The organism is Pseudomonas sp. AC463, from assembly GCF_979253585.1.
Window position 1 is genome coordinate 1 of record NZ_CEEDDZ010000007.1, and the last position, 24,354, is coordinate 24,354.

Consider the following 24,354-nt stretch of genomic DNA (forward strand, 5'->3'; position numbering starts at 1 on the left):
AGGGATGCCGGTTTAGCCGCCCCGCGCCATGGATGGCGCGTGGCGGCGGCCCCCCACATCCCTGTCGGATTACGGGCGTGCCGAGCCTAGGCGAGGCACCGAGTGGTGGGGCGAAGGCTTTTTGGTTACTTTTGGGCCTTTCCAAAAGTGACCCGCTGTAAGAGCGGAACCCTAGGCAGCCGTTACCGCAGCAACGGATATGTACACTGACAGACCGCCATCGGGGGCAAGCTCCCTGCCACACTCATGCCAGCACCATCCGCTCTTCGCCGACTTCCTCGGCATACCTGGCCACCACCTTCTGACACAACCCCACAATCTCCTCCACCAGCTCCACCCCCACCCGCCACGACACCACCACCTGCAAATTCGGCAGTTTCTGCGCCATCGGCAACATCACCAATTCCCCCCGCGCGAGTTCCTCCCTGACCAACACCGGCGGCAGCGCGCCAATGCCAAAGCCATCGCGCAGCAAGCGGGTAATTGCCGACACCGAATTCACACAGTTCATCCGCGGCGCGGCCACGCCGTTGGCTTGCATCAGGCTCAATACATCCTGATGCGGGTGGGAATTTTTCGAATAGGTGATGATGCGCTCCTGGGCCAGTTCTGCCAGGGAGGCGTAGTCACGGTTATAGATCGAATGGCTGGCAACGATCCAGGCCATGGGGTGGCTGGCCAGCTCCAGGCTGCGCACGGTTTCCAGGCGCAGCAGGTCGGTTTGCAGGATCAGGTCGAGGAAGCCTTTTTGCAGCTGATCGCTGAGGTTCAATGCCGTATCGGCGACCAACTCGATTTCCACCAGCGGAAAGTGATCCATCAATTCTGCGACCAACGGGCTCAGCCAGGTGTGGATCACCGTGTCCATCGCTCCGATCCGAATACGCCCGACCTTGCTGCTGGTGGTCTCCAGCGACTGCTTCAAGCCCTGCATGGTGACCATCATCTGCTCGGCATAATCGAGCACCTTGAGGCCTTCCGGGGTCAGGCTCACGCCCCTTGAATCACGCAGAAACAGCTTCACCCCCAACTCGCTTTCAAGCACCGCGATGCGGCTGGAGATCGAGGCCTGGGTGGTGAACAGCTTCTCGGCGGTCAGGCGAAAGCTCTTGAGCTTGGCCACCCAGACGAAGGTTTCGAGGAACTTCAAATTCATGGGATCAACTTTTTCTTATGCATGGATCGGTTTTTATTAGTTGGACGCCGCACCGGGCCAGCGCCAAAAATCGAGCTATTCCACGATAAGCGTCGTTGGGGTGTCAGGACAAGTTGCGAGTTCTGCGTAAAAAATCCCACACTACAAAAAAACAAAGCCTACAGGAGCGACCAGCGTGAGCCGCCTATTACTGAATTGCGATATCGGCGAAAGCTTTGGCAACTGGACCATGGGTCTGGACGCCGAGGTGATGCCGTTCATTGATTGCGCCAACGTGGCGTGCGGCTTCCATGCCGGCGACCCGAGCATCATGCGCAAGACCGTCAGCCTGGCGCTCAAGCACGGCGTGCAAGTGGGCGCGCACCCGGCGTATCAGGATCTGCAAGGCTTCGGCCGCCGCTCCATGGCCTACACGCCGCAGGAAATCCAGGACCTGTTGCACTATCAGATCGGTGCCCTCGATGGGATTTGCCGTGCCCAGGGCGGGCGAGTCAGTTACGTCAAACCCCACGGCGCGATGTACAACGACATGATGGCCAACCCGACTCAGTTGCGTGCGGTGATCCAGGCCATCGCCGCTTATGGCGACCTGCCACTGATGCTGCTGGCCACCCGCGATAACAGCGCCGCCCAGGCCTTGGGCGACGAATATGGCGTAACCCTGTGGTTCGAAGCCTTCGCCGACCGCGCCTATGACACCAAGGGTCACCTAGTCTCGCGTCAGTTACCCGGTGCCGTGCACCATGACTCCGACACTATCGTGCAACAGGCCCTGACCATTTCCCGAGGCGAGCCGCTGATCGCCAGCGACGGCAGCCCGTTGGTGTTGCAGGCCAACACCCTGTGTGTACACGGCGATAACGCCAGCTCGGTGGCCGCCGTGCAGCGCATCCGCGAGGCATTGAAGCCAGCATGAAGCCACGCATTGAAGTGGTGGCCATCGACTGCCTGATGGTGCGGCTGTTCGACGTGATCGCCGAAGCCAACATGCCGTGGATGCTTGCCGCCACCCAGCGCCTGCGCAGCGGTTTTGGTGCGGCGCTGGTGGACCTGGTGCCGTCCTACACCACACTGATGGTGCACTACGATCTCACCGCGCTGAGCCCGGCCCAGGCGCGGGAACTGATTGACCAGGCCCTGAGCGACCTGCAACCTCAAGCCCAGGGCAGCGGCCAGTGCCATGTGCTGCCGGTGTGGTACGACCTGAGCGTCGGCCCCGAGCTGAGCCTGCTCAGCCAGCGCAGCGGCCTGGCCGTCAGTGAAGTGATTCGCCGCCACAGCGCCCACGAATACCAGGTGTTCGCCCTCGGCTTCGCGCCAGGCTTTGCCTTTATGGGGCTGGTGGACGAAATCCTCGCTACGCCACGCCTCAACACCCCGCGCAAACGCGTAGCCGCAGGCAGCGTCGGCATTGCCGAGCGGCAAACCGCCGCCTACCCGGTGGTCTCACCCGGCGGCTGGAACCTGATCGGCCGCACCCCGGCCAAACTGTTCGACCGTGAGCGCGACGGCTACAGCCTGATGCAACCGGGCGACACGGTGCGTTTTGCAGCGGTCGAGCACGCCGAATTCATCAAACTGGGTGGCGATGACACACCGTTGGAGGCGCAGGCATGAGCCGCTTGTTGATCGAGGCCAGCACACCGCTGTGCCTGTTGCAGGACGCCGGCCGTTTCGGCGTAAGACATTTGGGCGTGACCCAGGGCGGCGCGCTGGATTGGGTGTCGATGTCGTGGGCCAACTGGCTGCTGGGCAATGCGCTGGACGCGCCGGTGGTGGAAATCACCCTCGGCGGCTTCACCGTGCAGGCCGAGGACTACTGCCTATTGGCTTTGGCCGGCGCGGACCTGGGCGCGTATATCGATGAACGCGCCATCAGCCCGGGGCGCAGTTTTATCCTGCAAAAGGGCCAGCGCCTGCGTTTTACCCAGCCGTTCAGCGGTGCGCGGGCTTACCTGGCGGCACCCGGCGGGTTTGATGCGCCGGCTGTGCTCGGCAGTTGCGCCACCGTTGTGCGTGAAGAGCTGGGCGGTGTGGATGGTTTCGGTAAGGCTTTGGCCGAGGGTGGGCGCCTGGCGTATTCCGGCGCGGGCGGGGCGATGAAGGTGCTGAGCGATCCCAACCTGCCGACCAAAGCGCCGTTGGAGGTGATCGTCGGCGCACAGATCGGCCAGTTCAGCGGGCAGAGCCTGTTCGATGCGTTCAACACCGACTGGGCGCTGGACAGTCGCGCCGATCGCATGGGCATGCGCCTGCTGGGTACGCCGTTGCAGTACCAGGGGCCGTCGCTGATTTCCGAAGGCATTCCATTGGGGGCGATCCAGGTACCGCCGGACGGGCAGCCGATTGTGTTGCTCAATGACCGGCAGACCATTGGTGGCTACCCGCGTTTGGGCGCGTTGACGCCGTTGGCGTTGGCAAGACTGGCGCAGTGTTTGCCGGGGGAGAAGGTAAGGTTGGTGCCGGTGGTGCAGGAGACGGCGCATCGGCAGCATGTGGACTTCTTGCAGCGCCTTACCACCGTCTAGAAAACACTGAGGTCCAAATGTGGGAGGGGGCTTGCCCCCGATGGCAGTGGGTCAGCTGGAGATTTATCAGCTGACACACCCTCATCGGGGCAAGCCCCCTCCCACATTGGATCTACAGCATGAATGAGATCGCTGGTTACTTGGACAGGAAGCGCATCCCTTCCTCAAGCCCGCGCAACGTCAGCGGATACATCTGATCCTCCACCAACTCCCGCACAATCCCCGTCGACGCCGTATAGCCCCAGGTGTCTTTCGGGTAGGGGTTAATCCAGATCAGCTTCTTGTACTTGGCCATGAAGCGCTGCATCCACACATACCCAGGCTCTTCATTCCAGTGCTCGACGCTGCCGCCGGCCTGGGTGATTTCATACGGAGCCATCGACGCATCGCCGATAAAGATCACTTTGTAGTCGGCGCCGTACTTGTGCAGCAGGTCCTGGGTCGAGGTGCGTTCCGAGGTGCGGCGCTGGTTGTTCTTCCACACCGACTCGTACACGAAGTTGTGGAAGTAAAAGTACTCCAGGTGCTTGAACTCGGTCTTGCACGCGGAGAACAGCTCTTCGCAGATCTTCACATGGGCGTCCATCGAGCCGCCGATATCGAACAGCAACAGCAGCTTGATGGTGTTGCGCCGCTCGGGGCGCATTTGGATATTCAGCAAGCCGGCGTCGCGCGCGGTGTGGTCGATGGTGCCGTCGATGTCCAGCTCTTCGGCTGCACCCTGGCGCGCGAATTTGCGCAGGCGGCGCAGGGCGATCTTGATATTGCGCGTGCCCAGTTCGACCTGGTCGTCGAGGTTCTTGTATTCGCGCTGGTCCCAGACCTTCACGGCCTTGCCCTGGCGTTTGCCGGCATCGCCGACGCGGATGCCTTCCGGGTTGTAGCCGCCTGAGCCGAACGGGCTGGTGCCGCCGGTGCCGATCCACTTGTTGCCGCCGGCGTGGCGTTCTTTCTGTTCTTCCAGGCGTTTCTTGAACTCTTCGATGAGTTTGTCGAGGCCGCCGAGGGACTGGATCTGCGCACGTTCTTCGTCGCTCAGCGAGCGCTCGAACTCCTTGCGCAGCCACTCTTCGGGGATCAGCGCCTGCAGGTGGTCGTCGAGTTTCTCCAGGCCATTGAAGTAGGCGCCGAACGCGCGGTCGAACTTGTCGAAATGCCGCTCGTCCTTGACCAGAGTCGCCCGGGCCAGGTAGTAGAACTCGTCCATGTCGGCGAAGACCACGCGCTGCTTGAGCGCGTTGATCAGGTCGAGCAGCTCGCGCACCGAAACCGGCACCTTGGCGGCACGCATCTCGTTGAACAGGTTGAGCAGCATCAGCGATTACCGCGACGGCTCATGAACGCCAGCCGTTCCAGCAATTGCACATCCTGTTCGTTCTTCACCAACGCCCCGGCCAGTGGCGGGATGGCCTTGGTCGGGTCGCGTTCGCGCAGCACGGCTTCGCCGATGTTGTCGGCCATCAGCAGCTTGAGCCAGTCGACCAGCTCGGAGGTGGACGGCTTCTTCTTCAGGCCCGGCACCTTGCGCACATCGAAGAACACGTCCAGCGCTTCGCTGACCAGGTCCTTCTTGATGTCGGGGTAGTGCACATCGACGATTTTTTGCAGGGTGGTGCGGTCGGGGAAGGCGATGTAGTGGAAGAAGCAGCGGCGCAGGAATGCGTCCGGCAGCTCTTTTTCATTGTTGGAGGTAATGATGATGATCGGGCGTTTCTTGGCCTTGATGGTCTCGTCGATTTCGTAGACGTAGAACTCCATCTTGTCGAGTTCTTGCAGCAGGTCGTTGGGGAACTCGATGTCGGCCTTGTCGATTTCGTCGATCAGCAGAATTACCCGCTCTTCAGACTCGAAGGCCTCCCAGAGCTTGCCCTTCTTCAGGTAGTTGCGCACGTCGTGCACTTTGTCCACGCCCAGCTGCGAGTCGCGCAGACGGCTGACCGCATCGTATTCATAGAGGCCCTGGTGGGCCTTGGTGGTGGACTTGATGTGCCAGGTGATCAGCTTGGCGCCGAAGGATTCGGCCAGTTGCTCGGCGAGCATGGTCTTGCCGGTGCCGGGCTCGCCCTTGACCAGCAATGGCCGCTCCAGGGTGATGGCGGCGTTGACGGCCAGTTTCAGGTCATCGGTAGCCACATAGGCCTGGGTGCCTTCGAACTTCATCGGTGTTTCCTCGCATTCATCAATGCCCGGACTATACCGCGCAGCCCCGGCGACTGTGAACGCAGACGGGTTATTCAGTCTCTGAATGGCCAGTCAGGAAGTCGCCATATCCAATGTGGGAGGGGGCTTGCCCCTCCCACATTTTTCAATCTGCGCTGGGCTTGGGTTGTTCGTACCGTGCGTTAAAGGCCTGAATGAACCCATTACGCAAAATCGCCAAAAACGCCGAGAACGCGCTGACATCTTGCTGATGCACGCTGCCACTCAGCTCGACGCGGGTGGCAAACTGGTTCTTCGCCTGGTTCTTCAGCACCGTCTCACTGGCGCCGACCACGGCCTCCCAGATGGAACGGAAGATGTTCTTGTCCTTGTTTTCCACGTCCTGTTTCCAGTCAAACACTTCCACATCGCGCAGCAATGGCTTGATATAGCCGGTCAGTTGGCCTTTTTCGGCCTGGGCTTCGATGACTACATCGCCGGTGCCGGCCTTGAAGTCGAACTTGCCGTAGGCCGAGGCGAAGTCGTTCATGCGCTTGAGTTGCAAGTCCTTGGCACGAAAGCGGAACTCGAAGTTTTCGAAATTGCTCAATGGGTCGAAGGTGGCAGTGGCTTCCAAGGGCGCCTGGCCTTGCAGCAGGGCCTTGCCTTCGAAGCGCGCGTCGCGCTTGCCTTTGACGTCGACCACGTTGGTCAGGTTATAGAAACTGGCGTTGACCTCGGTAGCGTTGATATTCACTGGCGGCTTGGAGCTGAAGTTATGGAAGGCGATCTTGCCGTCTTCAATGCGCACTTCATCGAGGGTGATGGGCGCCAGCTTGCTCAACTGCTCGCGCCAGTCGGTGCCTTTACCGGTCTGGGACGCCTGCTTGTTGGCGCCGCCGTCGACGAAGTTCACCTCTGGGTTGATAAACCGCACCTTGGCGACCACCGCATGGTCGTACCACAACGAATGCCAGCTGACCGCCAGGTCGATCAAGGGCGCCTTGACGAACGGTACCGGCACCTTGCCGTCGACCTTGATGATTTCCAGGCCATTGATCCTGTACGCGCCGCGCCACAGGGCCAGGTCCACGTCGGTGACCTGGCCGCGGTAGTCGCCCATGTCGGCGAGCTTGTCATTCAGGTAATTACGCACCAGATAGGGCAGGGCGATGCTCACGGCGACCAGAACCACCAGCACTCCGGCGATGATCCATAGGGGCCAGCTGTAGCGACGTTTCATGGCTGTTCTCCTTGCAGGTAGGAGATGGACTGTCCGCAGGCGCCCAACGTTCCTCTGACTGGACGCTTCGCAGCCCGAGGCATACCCTTGTGGCCTTCTTTTCATTGTCTGAAGGACCCGTCATGAGCCGCATTTTTGCAGACAACGCGCACTCCATCGGTAACACGCCCCTGGTGCAGATCAACCGCATCGCCCCGCGCGGCGTGACCATCCTGGCCAAGATCGAAGGGCGTAATCCGGGTTACTCGGTGAAGTGCCGCATTGGCGCAAACATGATCTGGGACGCCGAAAGCAGCGGCAAACTCAAGCCCGGCATGACCATTGTAGAGCCGACCTCGGGCAACACCGGGATCGGCCTGGCGTTTGTCGCCGCCGCCCGTGGCTACAAGCTGCTGCTGACCATGCCGGCGTCCATGAGCATCGAACGGCGCAAAGTGCTCAAGGCCCTCGGCGCCGAGCTGGTGTTGACCGAACCGGCCAAGGGCATGAAAGGCGCCATCGAAAAAGCCGCTGAGATCGTCGCCAGCGACCCGGCCACCTACTTTATGCCGGCGCAGTTCGAAAACCCGGCGAACCCGGCGATCCACGAAAAAACCACCGGCCCGGAAATCTGGAGCGATACCGACGGCGCCGTCGATGTGCTGGTGGCGGGCGTCGGCACTGGCGGCACCATCACCGGTGTGTCGCGCTATATCAAGAACATCGCGGGCAAGCCGATTCTGTCGGTGGCCGTTGAGCCAGCCGTATCGCCGGTGATCACCCAGGCGCTGGCCGGCGAAGAGATCAAGCCGAGCCCGCACAAGATCCAGGGGATCGGTGCCGGTTTTGTGCCGAAAAACCTCGACCTGTCGATGGTTGACCGTGTTGAGCTGGTGACCGATGACGAATCCAAGGCCATGGCCCTGCGCCTGATGCAGGAAGAAGGCATCCTGTGTGGCATCTCCTGCGGCGCGGCGATGGCCGTAGCGGTGCGCCTGGCCGAGAAGCCAGAGATGCAGGGCAAGACCATCGTGGTGATCCTGCCCGACTCCGGTGAGCGTTACCTGTCGAGCATGCTGTTCAGCGATTTGTTTACCGAACAAGAAAACCAGGCTTGATTTGCATCAGCACCGATAAACCGGGCCTTCTGCATACTCGCCCAAATGTTTATCATGGCCGGCTGCTACGTCTGCTGTTGGCCAGGCGCTTATTTTCAGGAGTTGCTGCATGACCTTTTCGTTGGCCGCCAAGTTGTCGGTGTTGCTGTTGTTTATCGGCAGCACGCTGTATGTGCACCTGCGCGGCAAGGCGCGTTTGCCGATGTTGCGCCAGTTCGTCAACCATTCGGCGCTGTTCGCCCCGTATAACGCGTTGATGTACCTGTTTTCGGCGGTGCCGTCCAAGCCCTACCTGGACCGCAGCAAGTTCCCGGAACTGGATGTGCTCAAGGACAACTGGGAAGTGATCCGCGAAGAGGCCATGCACCTGTTCGACGAGGGTTACATCCGCGCTGCCGAAAAGAACAACGACGCCGGTTTCGGTTCGTTCTTCAAGAAGGGCTGGAAGCGTTTCTACCTCAAGTGGTACGACAAACCGCTGCCATCGGCCGAGGCGCTGTGCCCGAAAACCGTGGCGCTGGTGAGCAGCATTCCCAACGTCAAGGGCGCGATGTTCGCGCTGTTGCCGGGCGGCAGCCACCTCAACCCGCACCGCGACCCGTTTGCGGGTTCGCTGCGTTACCACCTGGGGCTGTCCACGCCGAACTCTGACGACTGCCGCATTTTCGTTGATGGCCAGGTCTACGCCTGGCGCGACGGTGAAGACGTGATGTTCGACGAAACCTACGTGCACTGGGTAAAGAACGAAACCGACCAGACCCGCGTGATCCTGTTCTGCGACATCGAACGCCCGTTGAGCAACCGTGTGATGACCCGCGTCAACCGCTGGGTCAGCAAGCAATTGGGCCGCGCGACGGCGCCGCAGAACCTTGACGACGAACGGGTGGGCGGGATCAACCAGGCGTATGCGTGGAGCAAGACCTTCAGCGACAAATTCAGCGGCCAGGTCAAGCAGTGGAAGCGCAAGCATCCCAAGGCCTACCGCATTGCGCGGCCGGTGTTGGCTGTCGTGGTGCTGGTGCTGCTGTGGAAGTGGTTGTTCGGCTGATCTGAAAGTTTAAACGCGGTCAAAAATGTGGGAGGGGGCTTGCCCCCGATAGCGGTGTTTCAGTCACTGTATGTGTCGACTGATCCACTGCCATCGGGGGCAAGCCCCCTCCCACATTTGATCTCCAGTGTTTTTTAGCTGGCGATCAGTTGGCGCAGCACGTAGTGCAAAATGCCCCCCGCCTTGAAGTATTCCACTTCGTTAAGCGTATCAATCCGGCACAGCACCTCGACCTTCTCGCTGCTGCCATCCTCCCGGGTAATCACCAGCGTCAGGTTCATGCGCGGCACAATTTCCGCGCCCGTCAGCCCGAGAATGTCGATCTTCTCCTTGCCAGTCAGCTTGAGCGCCTTGCGGTTCTGGTCCAGCTTGAACTGCAACGGCAGCACGCCCATGCCCACCAGGTTGGAACGGTGAATACGCTCGAAGCTCTCGGCAATCACCGCCTTGACCCCCAGCAAGTTGGTGCCCTTGGCCGCCCAGTCGCGGCTGGAGCCGGTGCCGTATTCCTGACCGGCGATCACCACCAGCGGTGTGCCCGACGCCTGGTACTTCATCGACGCGTCGTAGATCGCCATCTTCTCGCCGGTGGGGATATACAGCGTGTTGCCGCCTTCCTCGCCGCCGAGCATTTCATTACGGATACGGATATTGGCAAAGGTGCCGCGCATCATCACTTCATGGTTGCCTCGGCGTGAGCCGTAGGAGTTGAAGTCGCGCGGTTCCACGCCCTGTTCGCGCAGGTAACGGCCGGCGGGGCTGTCGGCCTTGATGTTGCCGGCAGGGGAGATGTGGTCGGTGGTCACCGAATCCCCCAGCAGGGCCAGCACGTTGGCGCCCTGGACGTCCTTGATTACCGGCAGCGGCCCGGCAATGTCATCGAAGAACGGCGGGTGCTGGATGTAGGTGGAATCCTTCTGCCACACGTAAGTCGCAGCCTGCGGCACTTCAATCGCCTGCCACTGCTCATCACCGGCAAACACTTCGGCGTATTCCTTATGGAACATGCCGGTGGTCACTTGGGCCACAGCGTCGGCAATCTCCTGGCTGCTCGGCCAGATATCCTTGAGGTACACCGGTTTGCCGTCCTGGTCGTTACCCAGCGGCTCGCTGCTGATATCGATGCGCACGGTGCCAGCCAGCGCGTAGGCGACCACCAGCGGCGGCGAGGCCAGCCAGTTGGTTTTCACCAGTGGGTGCACGCGGCCCTCGAAGTTGCGGTTGCCGGACAGCACCGAGGCGACGGCGAGGTCGGCCTTCTGGATGGCTTTTTCGATCGGCTCAGGCAACGGCCCGGAGTTGCCGATGCAAGTGGTGCAGCCATACCCCACCAGGTCGAAGCCAAGCTTGTCCAGGTACTGGGTGAGGCCTGCCGCCTTGTAATAGTCGGTAACCACTTTGGAGCCCGGCGCTAGTGAGGTTTTCACCCACGGCTTGCGGGTCAGGCCTTTTTCCACGGCTTTTTTCGCCACCAGCCCCGCCGCCATCATCACGCTGGGGTTGGAGGTGTTGGTGCAGGACGTAATGGCGGCGATCACCACGGCGCCGTTTTTCAGGCGATAGGTGTGGCCGTCGTATTCGTAGTCGGTTTCGCCCACCAGGTCGGCATTGCCCACGGCGACACCGCCGCCGCCTTCGCTTTCCAGGCGGCCTTCTTCCTTGTTGGTGGGTTTGAATTGCAGGTCGAGAAAGTCGCTGAACGCCTGGCCGACATTCGGCAGGGCCACGCGGTCCTGCGGGCGTTTCGGCCCGGCGAGGCTGGCTTCGACGCTGCCCATGTCCAGCGCCAGGCTGTCGGTGAACACCGGCTCCTGGCCGGCATTGCGCCACAGGCCCTGGGCCTTGGTGTAGGCCTCCACCAGTTTCACGGTTTGTGTAGGGCGGCCAGACAGGCGCAGGTAGTCCAGCGTTACCTCATCCACCGGGAAAAAGCCGCAGGTGGCGCCGTATTCGGGGGCCATGTTGGCGATGGTCGCGCGGTCAGCCAGAGGCAGATCGGCCAGGCCGTCGCCGTAGAACTCGACGAACTTACCCACCACGCCTTTTTTACGCAGCATCTGGGTGACGGTCAGCACCAGGTCGGTGGCGGTAATGCCTTCTTTCAATTTGCCGGTCAGCTTGAAGCCGATCACTTCCGGAATCAGCATCGACACCGGCTGGCCGAGCATCGCCGCTTCCGCTTCGATCCCGCCCACGCCCCAGCCGAGTACGCCGAGGCCGTTGATCATGGTGGTGTGGGAGTCGGTGCCTACCAGGGTGTCGGGGAAGGCGTAGGTGCGGCCGTCTTCGTCCTTGGTCCACACGGTGCGGCCGAGGTATTCGAGGTTGACCTGGTGGCAGATGCCGGTGCCCGGCGGCACCACGCTGAAGTTGTCGAAGGCGCTCTGGCCCCAGCGCAGGAAGGCGTAGCGTTCGCCGTTGCGCTGCATTTCGATGTCGACGTTTTGCTCGAAGGCGTCGGCGTTACCGAACTTGTCGACCATCACTGAGTGGTCGATCACCAGGTCCACCGGGGACAGCGGGTTGATGCGCTGCGGGTCGCCACCGGCCTTGGCCACGGCGGCGCGCATGGCGGCCAGGTCGACCACGGCGGGAACGCCGGTAAAGTCTTGCATCAATACCCGCGCCGGGCGGTACTGGATCTCGCGGTCGGACTGGCGCTCTTTGAGCCAGGCGGCGATGGCCTTGAGGTCGGCGCCGGTGACGGTCTTGTTGTCTTCCCAGCGCAGCAGGTTTTCCAGCAGCACCTTGAGCGACATCGGCAGCTTGTCCAGGTCACCCAGGCTCTTGGCGGCTTCGGGCAGGCTGAAGTAGTGGTAGGTTTTGTCGTCGATTTGCAGGGTTTTAAGGGTTCTCAGGCTATCAAGCGATGACATGACGCGACTCCTTATGGTCCGCACGGCTACGGACCTGACGGGACGAACAGAGCGTTCAACTTAGCCCTGTTTTCATTAGCAGGCTAATAACTGGACTCTATCGCTGAGTCCAAGGTTCCGAACTCGGCTATCATGCGCGCGTTTTCATGACAGGCATTGCGCTACAGCAAGCCAGTTGCCAGGAGATTCAATGAACACCCTTTTTATGCACTGCCGCCCGGGTTTTGAAGGCGAAGTCTGTTCCGAGATCGCGGAACACGCCGCGCGCCTGAACGTTTCCGGCTACGCCAAGGCCAAGACCGGCAGCGCCTGCGCCGAATTTGTCTGCACCGAAGAAGACGGCGCCCAGCGCCTGATGCACGGCCAGCGTTTTGCCGAGCTGATCTTCCCGCGGCAGTGGGCGCGCGGGGTATTCATCGACCTGCCGGAAACCGACCGCATCAGCGTAATCCTCGCCCACCTGCGCGAGTTTCCGGTGTGCGGCAGCCTGTGGCTGGAGATGGTCGACACCAACGACGGCAAGGAACTCTCCAATTTCTGCAAGAAATTCGAAGTGCACCTGCGCAAGGCCCTGCTCAACGCGGGCAAGCTGGTGGACGACCCGAGCAAGCCGCGTCTATTGCTGACCTTCAAAAGTGGCCGCGAAGTGTTCATGGGCCTGGCGGAATCCAACAATTCGGCGATGTGGCCAATGGGCATCCCGCGCCTCAAGTTCCCGCGTGACGCACCCAGCCGCTCGACCCTCAAGCTGGAAGAAGCCTGGCACCACTTTATCCCCCGCGACCAGTGGGACGAGCGCCTGCACGGCGACATGACCGGCGTCGACCTCGGCGCAGCCCCCGGCGGCTGGACCTGGCAACTGGTAAACCGCGGCATGCTGGTGACCGCCATCGACAACGGCCCCATGGCCGAAAGCCTGATGGACACCGGCCTGGTGCAACACCTGATGGCTGACGGCTTCACCTTCGTGCCCAAGCAGCCGGTGGACTGGATGGTCTGCGACATCGTCGAGAAACCGGCGCGCAACGCCGCCTTGCTGGAAACCTGGATCGGCGAAGGGCATTGCCGCGAGGCGGTGGTAAACCTCAAGTTGCCGATGAAACAGCGTTACGCCGAGGTGAAACGCCTGCTGGAGCGCATCGAAGAAGGCTTCAAGGCGCGCGGCATTCGGGTGGAAATTGGCTGCAAGCAGCTGTACCACGACCGTGAGGAAGTGACCTGCCACCTGCGTCGGTTGGTGGACGTGAAGAAAACCCGAAAGCACTGATAACAAATGTGGAAGCGGGCTTGCCCGCGATAGCGGTATAACTGTCGAAATTTGTGTTGAATGTGCCCCCTTCATCGCGGGCAAGCCCACTCCCACAGGAGAGCGGGTTAGTTTTAGGAGTGAAATATGAGTCTTGAACTGCCCGTCGACGGCACCCTCGACGCCACCGGCCTCAACTGCCCGGAGCCGGTAATGATGCTGCACCAGCACATCCGCGACTTGCCGCCAGGCGGCTTGCTCAAGGTGATCGCGACCGACCCGTCGACGCGTCGCGATATCCCCAAGTTCTGCGTGTTTCTCGACCACGAGCTGGTGGATCAGCAGGAGCAGGCCGGGACGTACCTGTACTGGATCCGCAAGAAGGCCGATTAACCCAGGGCTTTGTGCGCCCGAATGCGCCGGCGTGCACTGCGCGCCAGGCGCACCAGCAACATCCCCGCCGCACAGCTCAGGCCCACGATGAGCCCTTGCCATAAACCGCTGGGGCCGCTCGGCGTTCCGAGCCAGTCGGTCAGCCCCAGCGCGTAACCCACCGGCAAGCCCACGCCCCAATAGGCGAACAGCGTCAGCACCATGGTCACGCGGGTGTCCTGATAGCCACGCAGTGCGCCGGCGGCGGTGACCTGGATCGAGTCGCTGAACTGGAACAGCGCGGAAAACACAATCAACGTCGACGCCAGGTGGATAACCACCGGGTCCGGGGTGTAGATGGTCGCGATCTGCTCGCGAAACACCAGCATCAGCCCGCACGACAGGCAGGCATACGCCAGCGCGGTGCCCATGCCGACCCCGGCGGCGAAGCGTGCCTCACGCGGCTCGCCACGCCCCAGGGCCTGGCCGACGCGCACGGTGATGGCCATGCTCAGTGAGTAGGGGATCATGAATACCAGCGAGCTGACGTTCAGCGCGATCTGATGCCCCGACACCACGGTGGCGCCGAGACTGCCGAGCAGCAGGGCGATCACCGCGAAGATGCTCGACTCGGCAAAGATCGCGACGCCGATCGGCAAGCCAATCCCCAATATGCGCTTGATCACCGCCCATTGTGGCCAGTCGAAGCGCTTGAACAATTCGCTGCTCTGATACGCCGGGCCGAACCGCGTCCAAACGGCCAGCCCAAGCATCATCACCCACATCGCAATTGCCGTGGCCCAGCCGCAGCCCACGCCGCCCATCGCCGGCAGGCCCAGGTGGCCGTAGATGAAGATGTAGTTCAGCGGAATATTCAGCGCCAGCCCGACCAGGCCCATGACCATGCTCGGGCGCGTGCGGCCCAGGCCATCGCTGAAGCAGCGCAGCACGTAATACAGGGCGATGGCCGGCATGCCGGCGGCAATGCCGTGCAGGTAGCCCATGGACGGCTCGATCAGGTCGGCCTCGACCTTCATCGCGCGCAGCACCGGTTCGGCGCACAGCAACAGCAGCGCGCCGCACAGGCCCACCACCACGGCCAACCATAATGACTGACGGACCAGCGGCCCGATCTCGGTGAACTTGCCGGCGCCATAACGCTGGGCGACTTTTGGCGTGGTGGCCAGCAGGGTGCCGGTCATCAGCAGGTACACCGGGATCCAGATCGAGTTGCCCAGGCCCACTGCCGCCAAGTCCTGGGGACTGACGCGCCCGGCCATCACCGCATCGACAAAGCTCATGGCGGTGGTAGCCAGTTGGCCGATCATGATCGGCAGGGCGAGCGTCATCAGGTCGCGCACTTCCCGGCTGATGCGGGCGGGGCGGGTGAGGGGGGCGGTGGCAGTGTTCACGTACAGGTGTCCAGTAAAGAGAAGCGCAAGGACGGCGGATTCTACGCTTTGACACAACGGTCAGGAAAAAACCTGTGTTAGGGATTTGTAAGCGGCGGCTGCGATGCCTGTACACTGCCAATCCGCCTAAGGAGCTCGCCATGCTGATTGTTGCCGACGAAAATATCCCGCTGCTTGATGCATTCTTCCAAGGATTTGGCGAGATTCGCCGCGTGCCTGGCCGCTCCATCGACCGCGCCACCGTCGAGCAGGCTGACGTGCTGCTGGTGCGCTCGGTGACCAACGTTAATCGCGCGCTGCTGGAGGGTACCAGCGTGCGTTTCGTCGGCACCTGCACCATCGGCACCGACCACCTTGACCTTGATTACTTCAAGCAGGCCGGCATCCAGTGGTCCAGCGCCCCCGGCTGCAACGCGCGCGGCGTGGTGGACTACGTGCTGGGCAGCCTGCAGACCCTGGCCGAAATCGAAGGCGCCGACCTCAACCAACGCACCTACGGCGTGGTTGGCGCCGGTGAAGTCGGCGGGCGGCTGGTCAAGGTGCTCAAGGGCCTGGGCTGGAACGTGCTGGTGTGCGACCCGCCGCGGCAGATCGCCGAAGATGGCGATTACGTGAGCCTTGCGCAGATCATCGAGCAGTGCGACGTGATCAGCCTGCACACGCCGCTGACCAAGTCCGGCAATGGCTCCACCTGGCACCTGTTCGACCGCCAGCGTCTTGAGCAGCTCAAACCCGGTACCTGGCTGATCAACGCCAGCCGTGGCCCGGTGGTGGACAACGCCGCCCTGCGCGAAGTGTTGTTGGCGCGTGAAGACTTGCAAGCAGTGTTGGATGTATGGGAAGGCGAGCCGCAAGTGGACGTCGACCTGGCCGACCTGTGCGTGCTGGCCACCCCGCATATCGCCGGCTACAGCCTGGACGGCAGGCAGCGTGGCACGGCGCAGATCTATCAGGCGCTCTGCGCGTATCTGGGTCAGGAGCCAGTCATTCAGTTGAGCGATCTGCTGCCTGAGCCGTGGTTGGCGCAGGTGCATTTGAACGCCGCGACCGACCCGGCCTGGGCGTTGGCCGCCTTGTGCCGTGGCGTCTACGACCCGCGCCGTGATGATGCGGATTTCCGTCGCAGCCTTGTGGGAACCGTGGAAGAGCAGCGCAAGGCATTCGACCTGTTGCGCAAGGGCTACCCGGCGCGGCGCGAGATTGACAGCTTGAAGGTGCGCATCAATGGCGAGTCGGCGGTGTTGTCGAGCATCGTCACAGCCCTGGGCGCTGAAGCGATTTAAGGCGCATAAAAAAACCGGCCACCCGGGCCGGTTTTGAAAGAGCTTGGGCGCTTCAGCCTTGCTGCGCAGGCTTGACCAGTCGCTGTTCCAGCTCGGTGCACGCTTGCTGGATCATCTCTTCGGTAATCTGCACTTCCTGGCCTTTGGCGTCGATGTACGAGCAAGGCAACTGCTGCGGTTGGCGGATCACTTCAATCTTGGCTTCACTGCTGTTTTGCAAGGTCATGGCCTGTCTCCTCATCAGGTTGTGTACCTACATTGACCCCCCCGTGTGACTGCGCTGTTACAACTCCTTGCACAATCACCGGTTCGAATACCCAGTCCACCAGAAACCTCTGCGGATTTCCAGCCAGGCATTAGACCGATAGCCTCTAGCGGCCCTTATCGGCGGGCATAATTAACCTGACTCATTGTTATTTACGCAAGTTCCCCCAATGTTGTGGGGGTAGATACTTAGCCCCTTGCGCAGGTGATGCCCTCCATGTTCTCCGTCCGACAACGCCGTGCGATCCGTCTGGCCAGCCGCTTTATCGCACCCTACCGCTGGCACGCGCTGGGCGCCCTGTTGGCGCTGATCGTCACCGCCGGCATCACCTTGTCCATGGGGCAGGGCATTCGCCTGCTGGTGGACCAGGGTTTCATGACCCAGTCGCCGCACCTGCTCAACCAGTCCATTGGCCTGTTCATGGTGCTGGTGCTGGGTCTGGCGGTGGGCACGTTTGCGCGGTTTTACCTGGTGTCGTGGATTGGCGAGCGGGTTGTCGCCGATATTCGCCGGCAGGTGTTCAACCACTTGATCTACCTGCATCCCGGGTTCTACGAGAACAATCGCAGCTCGGAAATCCAGTCGCGACTGACCACCGACACCACCTTGCTGCAATCGGTGATCGGCTCGTCGCTGTCGCTGTTCCTGCGTAATGCCCTGATGGTGATCGGCGGCATCGTGCTGCTGTTTGTCACCAACCCCAAGCTCACCAGCATCGTGGTGGTGGCGCTGCCGTTGGTACTGGCGCCGATCCTGATTTTCGGCCGCCGTGTGCGCAGCCTGTCGCGCCAGAGCCAGGACCGCATCGCCAACGTGGGCAGCTATGTGTCCGAGACCCTCGGGCAGATCAAGACCGTGCAGGCCTATAACCACCAGGTGCAGGACGAACAGCGCTTCGCCGTGACCGTGGAAGAGGCCTTCACCACCGCACGCAAACGCATCACCCAGCGCGCCTGGCTGATTACCCTGGTGATCATGCTGGTGCTCGGCGCCGTGGGTGTGATGCTCTGGGTCGGCGGCATGGACGTGATCAGCGGGCGCATTTCCGGCGGCGAGCTGGCGGCCTTTGTGTTCTACAGCCTGATCGTCGGCAGCGCCGTCGGCACCCTCAGCGAAGTACTCGGCGAGCTGCAACGTGCCGCCGGTGCGGCCGAACGGATCGGCGAACTGTTGCAGTCCACCAATGAAATCCAGGCGCCCGTCGCTGGCACCGTGCAATTGCCCGAGCGGGTCAGTGGTCGGCTGGAGCTGCAGGATCTGCGTTTTTCCTACCCCTCGCGGCCGGACAGCTACGCCATCGATGGCTTGAACCTGACCGTCAACCCCGGTGAAACCCTGGCGCTGGTGGGGCCGTCCGGTGCCGGCAAATCCACGATTTTCGACCTGCTGCTGCGTTTCTACGACCCACAGCACGGCCGCATCCTGCTCGAAGGCCACGCGCTGACCGACCTTGACCCACTCGACCTGCGCCGCCAATTCGCCCTGGTGTCCCAAAGCCCGGCGCTGTTTTTCGGCAGCGTCGAAGAGAACATCCGCTACGGCAACCCGAGCGCGACCATGGAGCAGGTCGAAGCCGCCGCGCGCATCGCCCACGCCCATGATTTCATCCTGCAAATGCCCGACGGCTACCAGACTCACCTCGGTGACGGCGGCATGGGGCTTTCCGGCGGCCAACGCCAACGCCTGGCCATCGCCCGCGCGCTGTTGGTGGACGCGCCGATCCTGCTGCTGGACGAAGCCACCAGCGCCCTCGACGCCCAGAGTGAACACTTGATCCAGCAAGCCCTGCCGCAATTGATGCAGGGCCGTACCACGCTGGTGATTGCCCACCGCCTGGCGACGGTGAAGCACGCGGACCGCATCGCCGTGATGGACCAGGGCAAACTGGTGGCGGTGGGCACGCACCAGCAGTTGATCGCGAGCAACCCGCTGTATGCGCGGTTGGCGGCGTTGCAGTTCAGTGATGGGGATGAGCCAGTTCAACACTGACCCGGCGCCCATAAAAAATGCCCGCATCTCTCAATGCGGGCATTTTTTATTTCTGTGTCATTTATTGATCATCAAAATAGCGCTCATGCCAATCCACCAGCGGCTGCGGTGAGTTGAGCTTCTGGCCGTAGATCACCGAATAAGACAACACGTTCTGCACATACTGGCGGGTTTCGTCGAACGGGATGCTTTCCACCCACACGTCGAAACTCAGGTGGTCGGCGCCGCGCAGCCATTGGCGCACGCGGCCGGGGCCGGCGTTGTAGGCGGCGGAGGCGAGCACGCGGTTGCCGTTGAACTGGCTGTGCACCTGGCTCAGGTAGGCCGCGCCGAGCTGGATGTTTTTGTCCGGGTCCAGCACCTGCGCCGGTGAGGCCAGCGGGATGCTGAATTTACGCGCGGTGTCCTTGGCGGTGCCGGGCATCAGTTGCATCAGGCCGCTGGCGCCGACGCCGGAGCGCGCGTCGTCCATAAAGGCGCTTTCCTGGCGGGTGATGGCGAACACCCAGCTGGAATGCAGGCCCCGCACCTTGGCTTCGCGCACCAGGGTGTCGCGGTGGGCCATCGGGAAACGAATGTCCAGGTCGTCCCAATACTGGGCCTGGCTGATGGTACGGATCGCCGGGAAGTACCACTTCATGTCGTAGGCCAGCTTGGCCTGGGCGACCATTTCGTCACGGTTGAAGTGACGGCTGACGTGGTACCACTCGCGGCGGCCATCCACGATCTGCCCGCGCGCATAGAACTCCAGGGCACGCCGCACGCCAGGGGTGTTGCGCACCTTGTTGACCAGCGCCTGGCTCATCAACAGCGGTTTGTTCTTGAGCTGGTACGGCGCCTTGGAGCGATCGGCGGCGAGGAAGCCATAGAAGTCGCGTTCCTGCGCCAGGTTCTTGTACAGCACCAGCGCTTGCGGGTTCTTCGGCTCGGCCAGTTCCAGGCTGCGGGCCTGCCAATAGCGCCAGCGGTTGGTGGTGGCCAGGTCTTGTGGGAGTTTGCGGGTCAACTGGTAGGCATCTTCCCAGCGGGCCAGGCGCAACAGCAGGCGCAGGCGCCATTCGGACACGGTGTTGTCGCGCAGCTCGGGGTCGTACTTGGTCATCACCTCAAGGGCGCGCGGGTCGAAGCGTTTGGCCAGGGTCAGGCCGATTTCACGGGCAATCGACACTTTTTCGTCACGGGAGAAGTGCATGCTGCTGGCATACCCGTCGAGCAGCGCCATGGCCTTGTCCGGGTCCTGGCGCGCCAGGCGACGCAGGCCCAGGCCTACGGCATCCGACATGGCCTCGGTGGCCGGCAGGAAGCGCGACGGGTCGCTGAGCATGTCGGGCTTCTGTGCCACGTCGACCATCAGGCGGCCTTGGGCGCCGAGGGTTGGCAGGGTTTTTACCAGGCTGTTGGCCAGCGCGTAATTGCGCGCTTCGGCGGCGAGCTTGGCACGGTCCCAGATCTTCTGTTCGGTGAGTTGGCCGTCGGCCGCCCACTGGGCGAAGGTGGTATCACAGGCGGCGGGCTGGGATTTGCCGGTCATCCACAGCTTTTCGGTGGTCTTGTAGCCTTCGGCCTTCAGATTGTGGGTGAGCTGATATTGGCCGTGCAGGCAGTCCAGTTCGACGAAATTGAGCTTGGCGTCGTAGTACTTTTCAAAGGTCTGCCAGTCGCCACGTTCGGCCAGCCAGCGCAACCAGCGCAGTTTCATCCAGTTGGCCTGGGGCAGGTCGCCGTTTTTGGCCAGGAACTGTTCGATTTCCTGGTTGCTCGCGGTCTTCAGGCGCGCGGTCAGTTCGTCGTAGGCCAGATACGGCGTCAGCGGGTAGTCGGCCAGGGCCTGGCTGTATTGCATGTAGGGGCCGGTGTCGCCCTTGGCCAGCGCACGTTTGGCTTCATCGTAATATTGACGTTGGGTGGTGAGGTCCACGGCCTGGGCGGATTGAACGGCGGTGGCGGAAAGAAGCAGACAAGATAAAAAGTTGAAAAGGCGACTGCGCATGAGACGTCCGTGCAGAGAAATCACGACTAGCGCCGGCACTGCCGACACTGATTGCCCCTAGCTTAGCCTTTTGCCAGCGGCCGGCGAAAGCTTTGCCGGCCGGTTCGTTCAAGTTCGCCGCAAATGTCTGACAGGACGTGTCAGTCGTGAAAATGCTGGCCGCATACCACCCTCAAGTCAGGTAGAATGCGCGCCCAGTTTTTGGAGAAGCGTATGACCCTGCTCAAATTCAGCGATGTGTCCCTTGCTTTCGGCGCTATGCCGTTGTTGGACAAGGTGTCCTGGCAGATCGCCCGTGGTGAGCGGGTGTGCATCATCGGCCGCAACGGCACCGGCAAGTCCAGCATGATGAAGCTGGTTAAAGGCGACCAGAAGCCCGATGACGGCTCTGTCTGGCGTGCCCCGGGCCTCAAGATCGGCGAATTGCCGCAAGAATTGCCGGTGGCCGACGGACGGACAGTGTTCGACGTGGTTGCCGAAGGCCTGGATGGCGTGGGCGAGTTGCTGGCGCAGTACCATCACCTGGCGCAGAACTGCGTCACCGAAGCCGACCTGGACAAGCTGATGCACGTCCAGCAGGACCTCGAAGCCCGTGACGGCTGGCGCTTGCAGCAATTGGTCGACAGCACCCTGAGCCGCCTGCAACTGCCGGCCGACAAGACCCTCGCCGAGTTGTCCGGCGGCTGGCGTCGCCGTGTACTGCTGGCCCAGGCACTGGTGTCCGAGCCGGACCTGCTGCTGCTCGACGAACCGACCAACCACTTGGATATCGGCGCCATCGCCTGGCTCGAAGAAGCCCTCAAGGAGTTCCAGGGCGCCGTGCTGTTTATCACGCACGACCGTTCTTTCCTGCAGAACCTGGCCACGCGCATCCTGGAACTGGACCGTGGCGGCCTGATCGACTGGAACGGCGACTACGCGAGCTTCCTGGTGCACAAGGAAGCCGCCTTGGCGGCTGAAGAAACCGCCAACGCCTTGTTCGACAAGAAGCTGGCCCAGGAAGAAGTCTGGATCCGCCAGGGCATCAAGGCCCGTCGCACCCGTAACGAAGGCCGTGTACGCGCCCTGAAAGCCCTGCGCGTTGAGCGCAGCGAACGTCGCGAGCGCACCGGCAAGGCCAATATCCAGCTGGACACCGCCGACAAGTCGGGCAAGCAAGTGATGGTGCTGGAGAACGTCAGCTTCCATCACCCGGACGGCCCGTTCCTGATCAAGGACTTCTCCATGGTCCTGCAGCGCGGCGACCGTATCGGCCTGCTCGGTGCCAACGGTACCGGCAAGACCACCTTGCTCAAGCTGATGCTCAGCGGCCTGCAGCCAACCAGCGGCACAGTGGAAGAGGGCACGCGCATCGACGTGGCCTACTTCGACCAGTTGCGTCACCAGTTGGACCTGGAAAAAACCGTGATCGACAACGTCGCCGAAGGCCGCGACTTCATCGACATCGACGGCCAGAGCCGCCACGTGCTTAGCTACCTGGGCGACTTCCTGTTCAGCCCCCAGCGTGCACGTACGCCGGTGAAAGCCTTGTCCGGTGGCGAGCGTGCGCGCCTGCTGCTGGCCAAGCTGTTCAGCAAGCCGGCCAACCTGCTGGTACTCGACGAACCGACCAACGACCTCGACGTGGAAACCCTCGAGCTGCTGGAGGAGGTGCTGTTGACATTCAACGGCACCGTGCTGATGGTCAGCCACGACCGGGCATTCCTCGACAACGTGGTCACCAGCACCCTGGTCTTCGAAGGTGAAGGCAAGGTGCGTGAATACGTTGGTGGTTATCAGGACTGGCTGCGTCAGGGCGGCTCGCCGCGCCTGCTGGGCGTGACCGAGAGCAAGTCCGGCAAGGCCGACCTGACCTCGGCGGTGGTTACCCCGGTGGCGGCTGCTGCACCGGCTGTGGAAACTGCTCCGGCTGCCAAGAAGAAGCTCAGCTACAAGCTGCAGCGTGAGCTGGAAGCCTTGCCGGGTGACATCGACGCTAAGGAACAGCAGATCGCCGCAGTAGAAGCAGCCATGGCTGACGCGGGTTTCTACCTGCGCCCGGCGGCGGAAACCGCCAAGGTCATCGCGTCCCTGGAGACGTTGAACCAGGAGCTGGAAGTGCTGATGGAGCGTTGGGCTGAGTTGGATGCCTGAGTGATTCCTGTCTCATAAAAAGCCCGGCGCTCGTTTGATTGAGCGCCGGGCTTTTTTATATGAAATGCGATTCAAAATGGGGGAGGGGGCAAGTCGATTCGTCGCGCCGCCCCTTCCACATTGAATCTACAGCGGTCTTAAGAGCTTTTTACCAGTTTGACGGCCAGCACATCACACGGCGCGCCGTGCAGCACGTCATTGGCAGTGGAACCCAGCAGCAGCGCGAGGCCGTGTCGGCCATGGCTGCCAACCACGATCAGGTCGCAAGCCTTTTCCTTGGCAAGATGGTGGATCTCTTGGCGCGGTTGGCCGTACGTGAGGTGGCAGTCATCTTTTTGCAGATGCGGGTATTTGAGGATCAGGCGGTCGAGGCGCTCTTTGGCCTGGTCGAATTGTTGTTGCTGCAACTGGGAAAGGTCCATCGGCACGTCGCCACCGAAGGCCATGGCCATGGGCTCTACGATGTGCACGAGAGACAGTTTGGCGCCATTGGCAATTGCAGATTCCTGCGCGCGCTTGATCACTGGATCGCACTCTTCGGTCAGATCGACAGCGACCAGAATATGTTGGTAGGGCATGAGGCGTTCCTCCAGGGGACTGCAATAAGTTCAGTATGGCTGCTTTCAAGCGGATGGGGTTGCGACAGATCAAATCCGCTCATCTAGAAATTCGGGAGTACACATATGACGGTCTGGATAGTGGTGTCAATCCTTGCTGTGGTTCTTAGCCCTCTGGCATGGCTGCGCCCGTCGCGTCATCAGAGCGGGCGCATGGCCCTGCGCATGGAGGCACGCCGCATTGGCCTGACCATGCAACTGGCGCCGCAGGAGTGGCCGCACTGGCTCAAACACGAGCCGCCGAGCCCGTGCGCGCAGTACTGCAGGCCACGGCGCGGGAGTGCGCCGGCGACCTGGAGTTACTGGCAGTTGGAGCCGGGTGTGTGGGTCAACCAATGGCGTGAAGTGTGTACGGACGAGAAGTTGTTGCCGCATTTTGCAATGCTGCCGGCGAACGTCTACAAGGTCGAGGCCGACCTGCAAATGATTGCCTTGTATTGGGGCGAGAAGGGCGAGGTTGGCGTATTGAAAGATATTGATACGTTGCTGAAGGCCTTGGCCTGACGGAACGCCAGGCAATAAAAAGCCCGACATCATCATCGGGCTGGAGTTGGCCAGGCAGGCCGGTAAATCTGTGTTACATCACGCCGGGTGTTCACCCAAGCGTTCTGACTATTCTGTAGCAAGTACCGCTAGCCTAGCGGCATATCCGCATCTGTACAGCCTTTTCCCGTGTCTTTTTGATTATTGATTCTGTGAATGTCGCGGTATTGGGCAGTCGGGGGCTGGGTGCCGGGGTTCTGAAATGACTGGAAAGTCGCGTTTTTGCTAGCCTTTCGAGCGATTGACAATTGCTCGGAATTGGATGAAGGTGGCGTACCCAAATCAAACGGGCGTATGAATTGAGCGTTTGTCTGTCAGACCGCTCATACATAACCCCGACTAGCGCATTGGCGGGTGTGCCTGGCGGATTGGCATGAGCATTGACGTATTTATCAATGTCCAACCAGAGGCCAGCGT

At 61.7% G+C, this 24,354-nt stretch carries 20 protein-coding genes; 11 read left to right on the plus strand and 9 right to left on the minus strand.

The genetic code is table 11. From position 1 onward, the window contains the following. Positions 1-244: 244 nt before the first annotated feature. Positions 245-1,156 carry a LysR family transcriptional regulator gene (locus tag AC0IYH_RS10225; RefSeq protein WP_122772973.1) on the minus strand — a complete coding sequence of 304 codons (912 nt, stop codon included), beginning with the start codon at positions 1,154-1,156 and terminating at the stop codon, positions 245-247. Between the two features lie 175 nt (positions 1,157-1,331). Between AC0IYH_RS10225 and AC0IYH_RS10230 the strand changes: the two genes are divergently transcribed. Genes AC0IYH_RS10230 through AC0IYH_RS10240 form a run of 3 tightly spaced genes read left to right on the plus strand, consistent with a single transcriptional unit; the run spans position 1,332 to position 3,684 of the window. Beyond that, positions 1,332-2,072, plus strand: a complete 741-nt coding sequence (locus AC0IYH_RS10230) for a 5-oxoprolinase subunit PxpA (RefSeq protein WP_116629472.1) — start codon at positions 1,332-1,334, stop codon at positions 2,070-2,072. Continuing rightward, positions 2,069-2,773 carry a 5-oxoprolinase subunit B family protein gene (locus AC0IYH_RS10235; protein ID WP_122772975.1) on the plus strand — a complete coding sequence of 235 codons (705 nt, stop codon included), beginning with the start codon at positions 2,069-2,071 and terminating at the stop codon, positions 2,771-2,773. Before AC0IYH_RS10230 ends, AC0IYH_RS10235 begins: the two co-directional genes overlap by 4 nt. Next, on the plus strand, positions 2,770-3,684 hold the full coding sequence (locus AC0IYH_RS10240) for a 5-oxoprolinase subunit C family protein (protein ID WP_471834150.1): 915 nt from the start codon (positions 2,770-2,772) through the stop codon (positions 3,682-3,684). Before AC0IYH_RS10235 ends, AC0IYH_RS10240 begins: the two co-directional genes overlap by 4 nt. A gap of 136 nt (positions 3,685-3,820) precedes the next feature. Here the strand turns inward: AC0IYH_RS10240 and AC0IYH_RS10245 are convergent, their stop codons facing one another. The 3 genes from AC0IYH_RS10245 to AC0IYH_RS10255 form a co-directional block, all read right to left on the minus strand. After that, positions 3,821-4,999 carry a vWA domain-containing protein gene (locus tag AC0IYH_RS10245; protein ID WP_471834152.1) on the minus strand — a complete coding sequence of 393 codons (1,179 nt, stop codon included), beginning with the start codon at positions 4,997-4,999 and terminating at the stop codon, positions 3,821-3,823. Continuing rightward, a complete protein-coding gene (locus tag AC0IYH_RS10250) occupies positions 4,999-5,844 on the minus strand; it encodes an AAA family ATPase (RefSeq protein WP_003210690.1) in 846 nt (281 codons plus the stop codon). The genes AC0IYH_RS10245 and AC0IYH_RS10250 overlap by 1 nt, the downstream gene beginning before the upstream one ends. 145 nt (positions 5,845-5,989) lie before the next feature. Next, positions 5,990-7,066 (minus strand): DUF748 domain-containing protein, encoded by a 1,077-nt coding sequence (locus AC0IYH_RS10255; protein WP_471834156.1) that lies wholly within the window; start codon positions 7,064-7,066, stop codon positions 5,990-5,992. Between the two features lie 122 nt (positions 7,067-7,188). On the opposite strand from AC0IYH_RS10255, the gene cysK reads away from it, so the two are divergent. Further along, on the plus strand, positions 7,189-8,163 hold the full coding sequence (gene cysK / locus AC0IYH_RS10260) for a cysteine synthase A (protein WP_471834158.1): 975 nt from the start codon (positions 7,189-7,191) through the stop codon (positions 8,161-8,163). 109 nt (positions 8,164-8,272) lie between these two features. Further along, on the plus strand, positions 8,273-9,211 hold the full coding sequence (locus tag AC0IYH_RS10265) for an aspartyl/asparaginyl beta-hydroxylase domain-containing protein (RefSeq protein ID WP_116629477.1): 939 nt from the start codon (positions 8,273-8,275) through the stop codon (positions 9,209-9,211). Between the two features lie 134 nt (positions 9,212-9,345). Here AC0IYH_RS10265 and acnA read toward each other — a convergent pair whose 3' ends face one another. Then, complete coding sequence (gene acnA / locus AC0IYH_RS10270; RefSeq protein WP_122772978.1) at positions 9,346-12,087, minus strand: aconitate hydratase AcnA; 2,742 nt, start codon at positions 12,085-12,087, stop codon at positions 9,346-9,348. A 190-nt stretch (positions 12,088-12,277) separates the two neighbouring features. Between acnA and rlmM the strand changes: the two genes are divergently transcribed. Together rlmM and tusA are read left to right on the plus strand one after the other, a co-directional pair. Next, positions 12,278-13,354 (plus strand): 23S rRNA (cytidine(2498)-2'-O)-methyltransferase RlmM, encoded by a 1,077-nt coding sequence (gene rlmM, locus AC0IYH_RS10275; protein WP_116629479.1) that lies wholly within the window; start codon positions 12,278-12,280, stop codon positions 13,352-13,354. Positions 13,355-13,480: 126 nt separating this feature from the next. Next, on the plus strand, positions 13,481-13,726 hold the full coding sequence (tusA, locus tag AC0IYH_RS10280; protein ID WP_471834161.1) for a sulfurtransferase TusA: 246 nt from the start codon (positions 13,481-13,483) through the stop codon (positions 13,724-13,726). Here the strand turns inward: tusA and AC0IYH_RS10285 are convergent. Continuing rightward, positions 13,723-15,117 carry an MATE family efflux transporter gene (locus tag AC0IYH_RS10285; protein WP_116629481.1) on the minus strand — a complete coding sequence of 465 codons (1,395 nt, stop codon included), beginning with the start codon at positions 15,115-15,117 and terminating at the stop codon, positions 13,723-13,725. The two genes, tusA and AC0IYH_RS10285, sit on opposite strands and share 4 nt — an antisense overlap. 140 nt (positions 15,118-15,257) lie before the next feature. Here AC0IYH_RS10285 and pdxB point away from each other — a divergent pair, with 140 nt between their 5' ends. After that, positions 15,258-16,400, plus strand: coding sequence for a 4-phosphoerythronate dehydrogenase PdxB (gene pdxB, locus AC0IYH_RS10290; RefSeq protein ID WP_116629482.1), 1,143 nt, complete (start codon positions 15,258-15,260; stop codon positions 16,398-16,400). A 52-nt stretch (positions 16,401-16,452) separates the two neighbouring features. Here pdxB and AC0IYH_RS10295 read toward each other — a convergent pair whose 3' ends face one another. After that, positions 16,453-16,626, minus strand: a complete 174-nt coding sequence (locus AC0IYH_RS10295) for a PA1571 family protein (RefSeq protein WP_163821381.1) — start codon at positions 16,624-16,626, stop codon at positions 16,453-16,455. A 246-nt stretch (positions 16,627-16,872) separates the two neighbouring features. Here AC0IYH_RS10295 and AC0IYH_RS10300 point away from each other — a divergent pair, with 246 nt between their 5' ends. Next, entirely contained in the window at positions 16,873-18,654 is a 1,782-nt protein-coding gene (locus AC0IYH_RS10300; protein WP_471834164.1) for an ABC transporter transmembrane domain-containing protein, read from the plus strand. Positions 18,655-18,715: 61 nt separating this feature from the next. On the opposite strand, the gene AC0IYH_RS10305 is transcribed toward AC0IYH_RS10300, so the two are convergent. Beyond that, positions 18,716-20,644, minus strand: coding sequence for a transglycosylase SLT domain-containing protein (locus tag AC0IYH_RS10305; RefSeq protein ID WP_116629484.1), 1,929 nt, complete (start codon positions 20,642-20,644; stop codon positions 18,716-18,718). Positions 20,645-20,857: 213 nt separating this feature from the next. Between AC0IYH_RS10305 and AC0IYH_RS10310 the strand changes: the two genes are divergently transcribed. Continuing rightward, positions 20,858-22,777: an ATP-binding cassette domain-containing protein gene (locus AC0IYH_RS10310; RefSeq protein WP_116629485.1), complete on the plus strand. Its 1,920-nt coding sequence runs from the start codon at positions 20,858-20,860 to the stop codon at positions 22,775-22,777. 137 nt (positions 22,778-22,914) lie between these two features. Here AC0IYH_RS10310 and AC0IYH_RS10315 read toward each other — a convergent pair whose 3' ends face one another. Continuing rightward, positions 22,915-23,355, minus strand: a complete 441-nt coding sequence (locus AC0IYH_RS10315) for a universal stress protein (protein ID WP_105522471.1) — start codon at positions 23,353-23,355, stop codon at positions 22,915-22,917. A 105-nt stretch (positions 23,356-23,460) separates the two neighbouring features. On the opposite strand from AC0IYH_RS10315, the gene AC0IYH_RS10320 reads away from it, so the two are divergent. Continuing rightward, positions 23,461-23,898, plus strand: a complete 438-nt coding sequence (locus AC0IYH_RS10320; protein ID WP_471834166.1) for a hypothetical protein — start codon at positions 23,461-23,463, stop codon at positions 23,896-23,898. Positions 23,899-24,354 lie beyond the last annotated feature (456 nt).

Bases quoted from the DNA above. Each gene is read 5' to 3' on its own strand.
- AC0IYH_RS10225 (WP_122772973.1), bottom strand. From the start codon at position 1,156: ATGAATTTGAAGTTCCTCGAAACCTTCGTCTGGGTGGCCAAGCTCAAG.
- AC0IYH_RS10235 (WP_122772975.1), top strand. From the start codon at position 2,069: ATGAAGCCACGCATTGAAGTGGTGGCCATCGACTGCCTGATGGTGCGG.
- AC0IYH_RS10240 (WP_471834150.1), top strand. From the start codon at position 2,770: ATGAGCCGCTTGTTGATCGAGGCCAGCACACCGCTGTGCCTGTTGCAG.
- AC0IYH_RS10245 (WP_471834152.1), bottom strand. From the start codon at position 4,999: ATGCTGCTCAACCTGTTCAACGAGATGCGTGCCGCCAAGGTGCCGGTT.
- AC0IYH_RS10250 (WP_003210690.1), bottom strand. From the start codon at position 5,844: ATGAAGTTCGAAGGCACCCAGGCCTATGTGGCTACCGATGACCTGAAA.
- AC0IYH_RS10255 (WP_471834156.1), bottom strand. From the start codon at position 7,066: ATGAAACGTCGCTACAGCTGGCCCCTATGGATCATCGCCGGAGTGCTG.
- cysK (WP_471834158.1), top strand. From the start codon at position 7,189: ATGAGCCGCATTTTTGCAGACAACGCGCACTCCATCGGTAACACGCCC.
- AC0IYH_RS10265 (WP_116629477.1), top strand. From the start codon at position 8,273: ATGACCTTTTCGTTGGCCGCCAAGTTGTCGGTGTTGCTGTTGTTTATC.
- acnA (WP_122772978.1), bottom strand. From the start codon at position 12,087: ATGTCATCGCTTGATAGCCTGAGAACCCTTAAAACCCTGCAAATCGAC.
- rlmM (WP_116629479.1), top strand. From the start codon at position 12,278: ATGAACACCCTTTTTATGCACTGCCGCCCGGGTTTTGAAGGCGAAGTC.
- tusA (WP_471834161.1), top strand. From the start codon at position 13,481: ATGAGTCTTGAACTGCCCGTCGACGGCACCCTCGACGCCACCGGCCTC.
- pdxB (WP_116629482.1), top strand. From the start codon at position 15,258: ATGCTGATTGTTGCCGACGAAAATATCCCGCTGCTTGATGCATTCTTC.
- AC0IYH_RS10295 (WP_163821381.1), bottom strand. From the start codon at position 16,626: ATGACCTTGCAAAACAGCAGTGAAGCCAAGATTGAAGTGATCCGCCAA.
- AC0IYH_RS10300 (WP_471834164.1), top strand. From the start codon at position 16,873: ATGCCCTCCATGTTCTCCGTCCGACAACGCCGTGCGATCCGTCTGGCC.
- AC0IYH_RS10305 (WP_116629484.1), bottom strand. From the start codon at position 20,644: ATGCGCAGTCGCCTTTTCAACTTTTTATCTTGTCTGCTTCTTTCCGCC.
- AC0IYH_RS10310 (WP_116629485.1), top strand. From the start codon at position 20,858: ATGACCCTGCTCAAATTCAGCGATGTGTCCCTTGCTTTCGGCGCTATG.
- AC0IYH_RS10315 (WP_105522471.1), bottom strand. From the start codon at position 23,355: ATGCCCTACCAACATATTCTGGTCGCTGTCGATCTGACCGAAGAGTGC.
- AC0IYH_RS10320 (WP_471834166.1), top strand. From the start codon at position 23,461: ATGACGGTCTGGATAGTGGTGTCAATCCTTGCTGTGGTTCTTAGCCCT.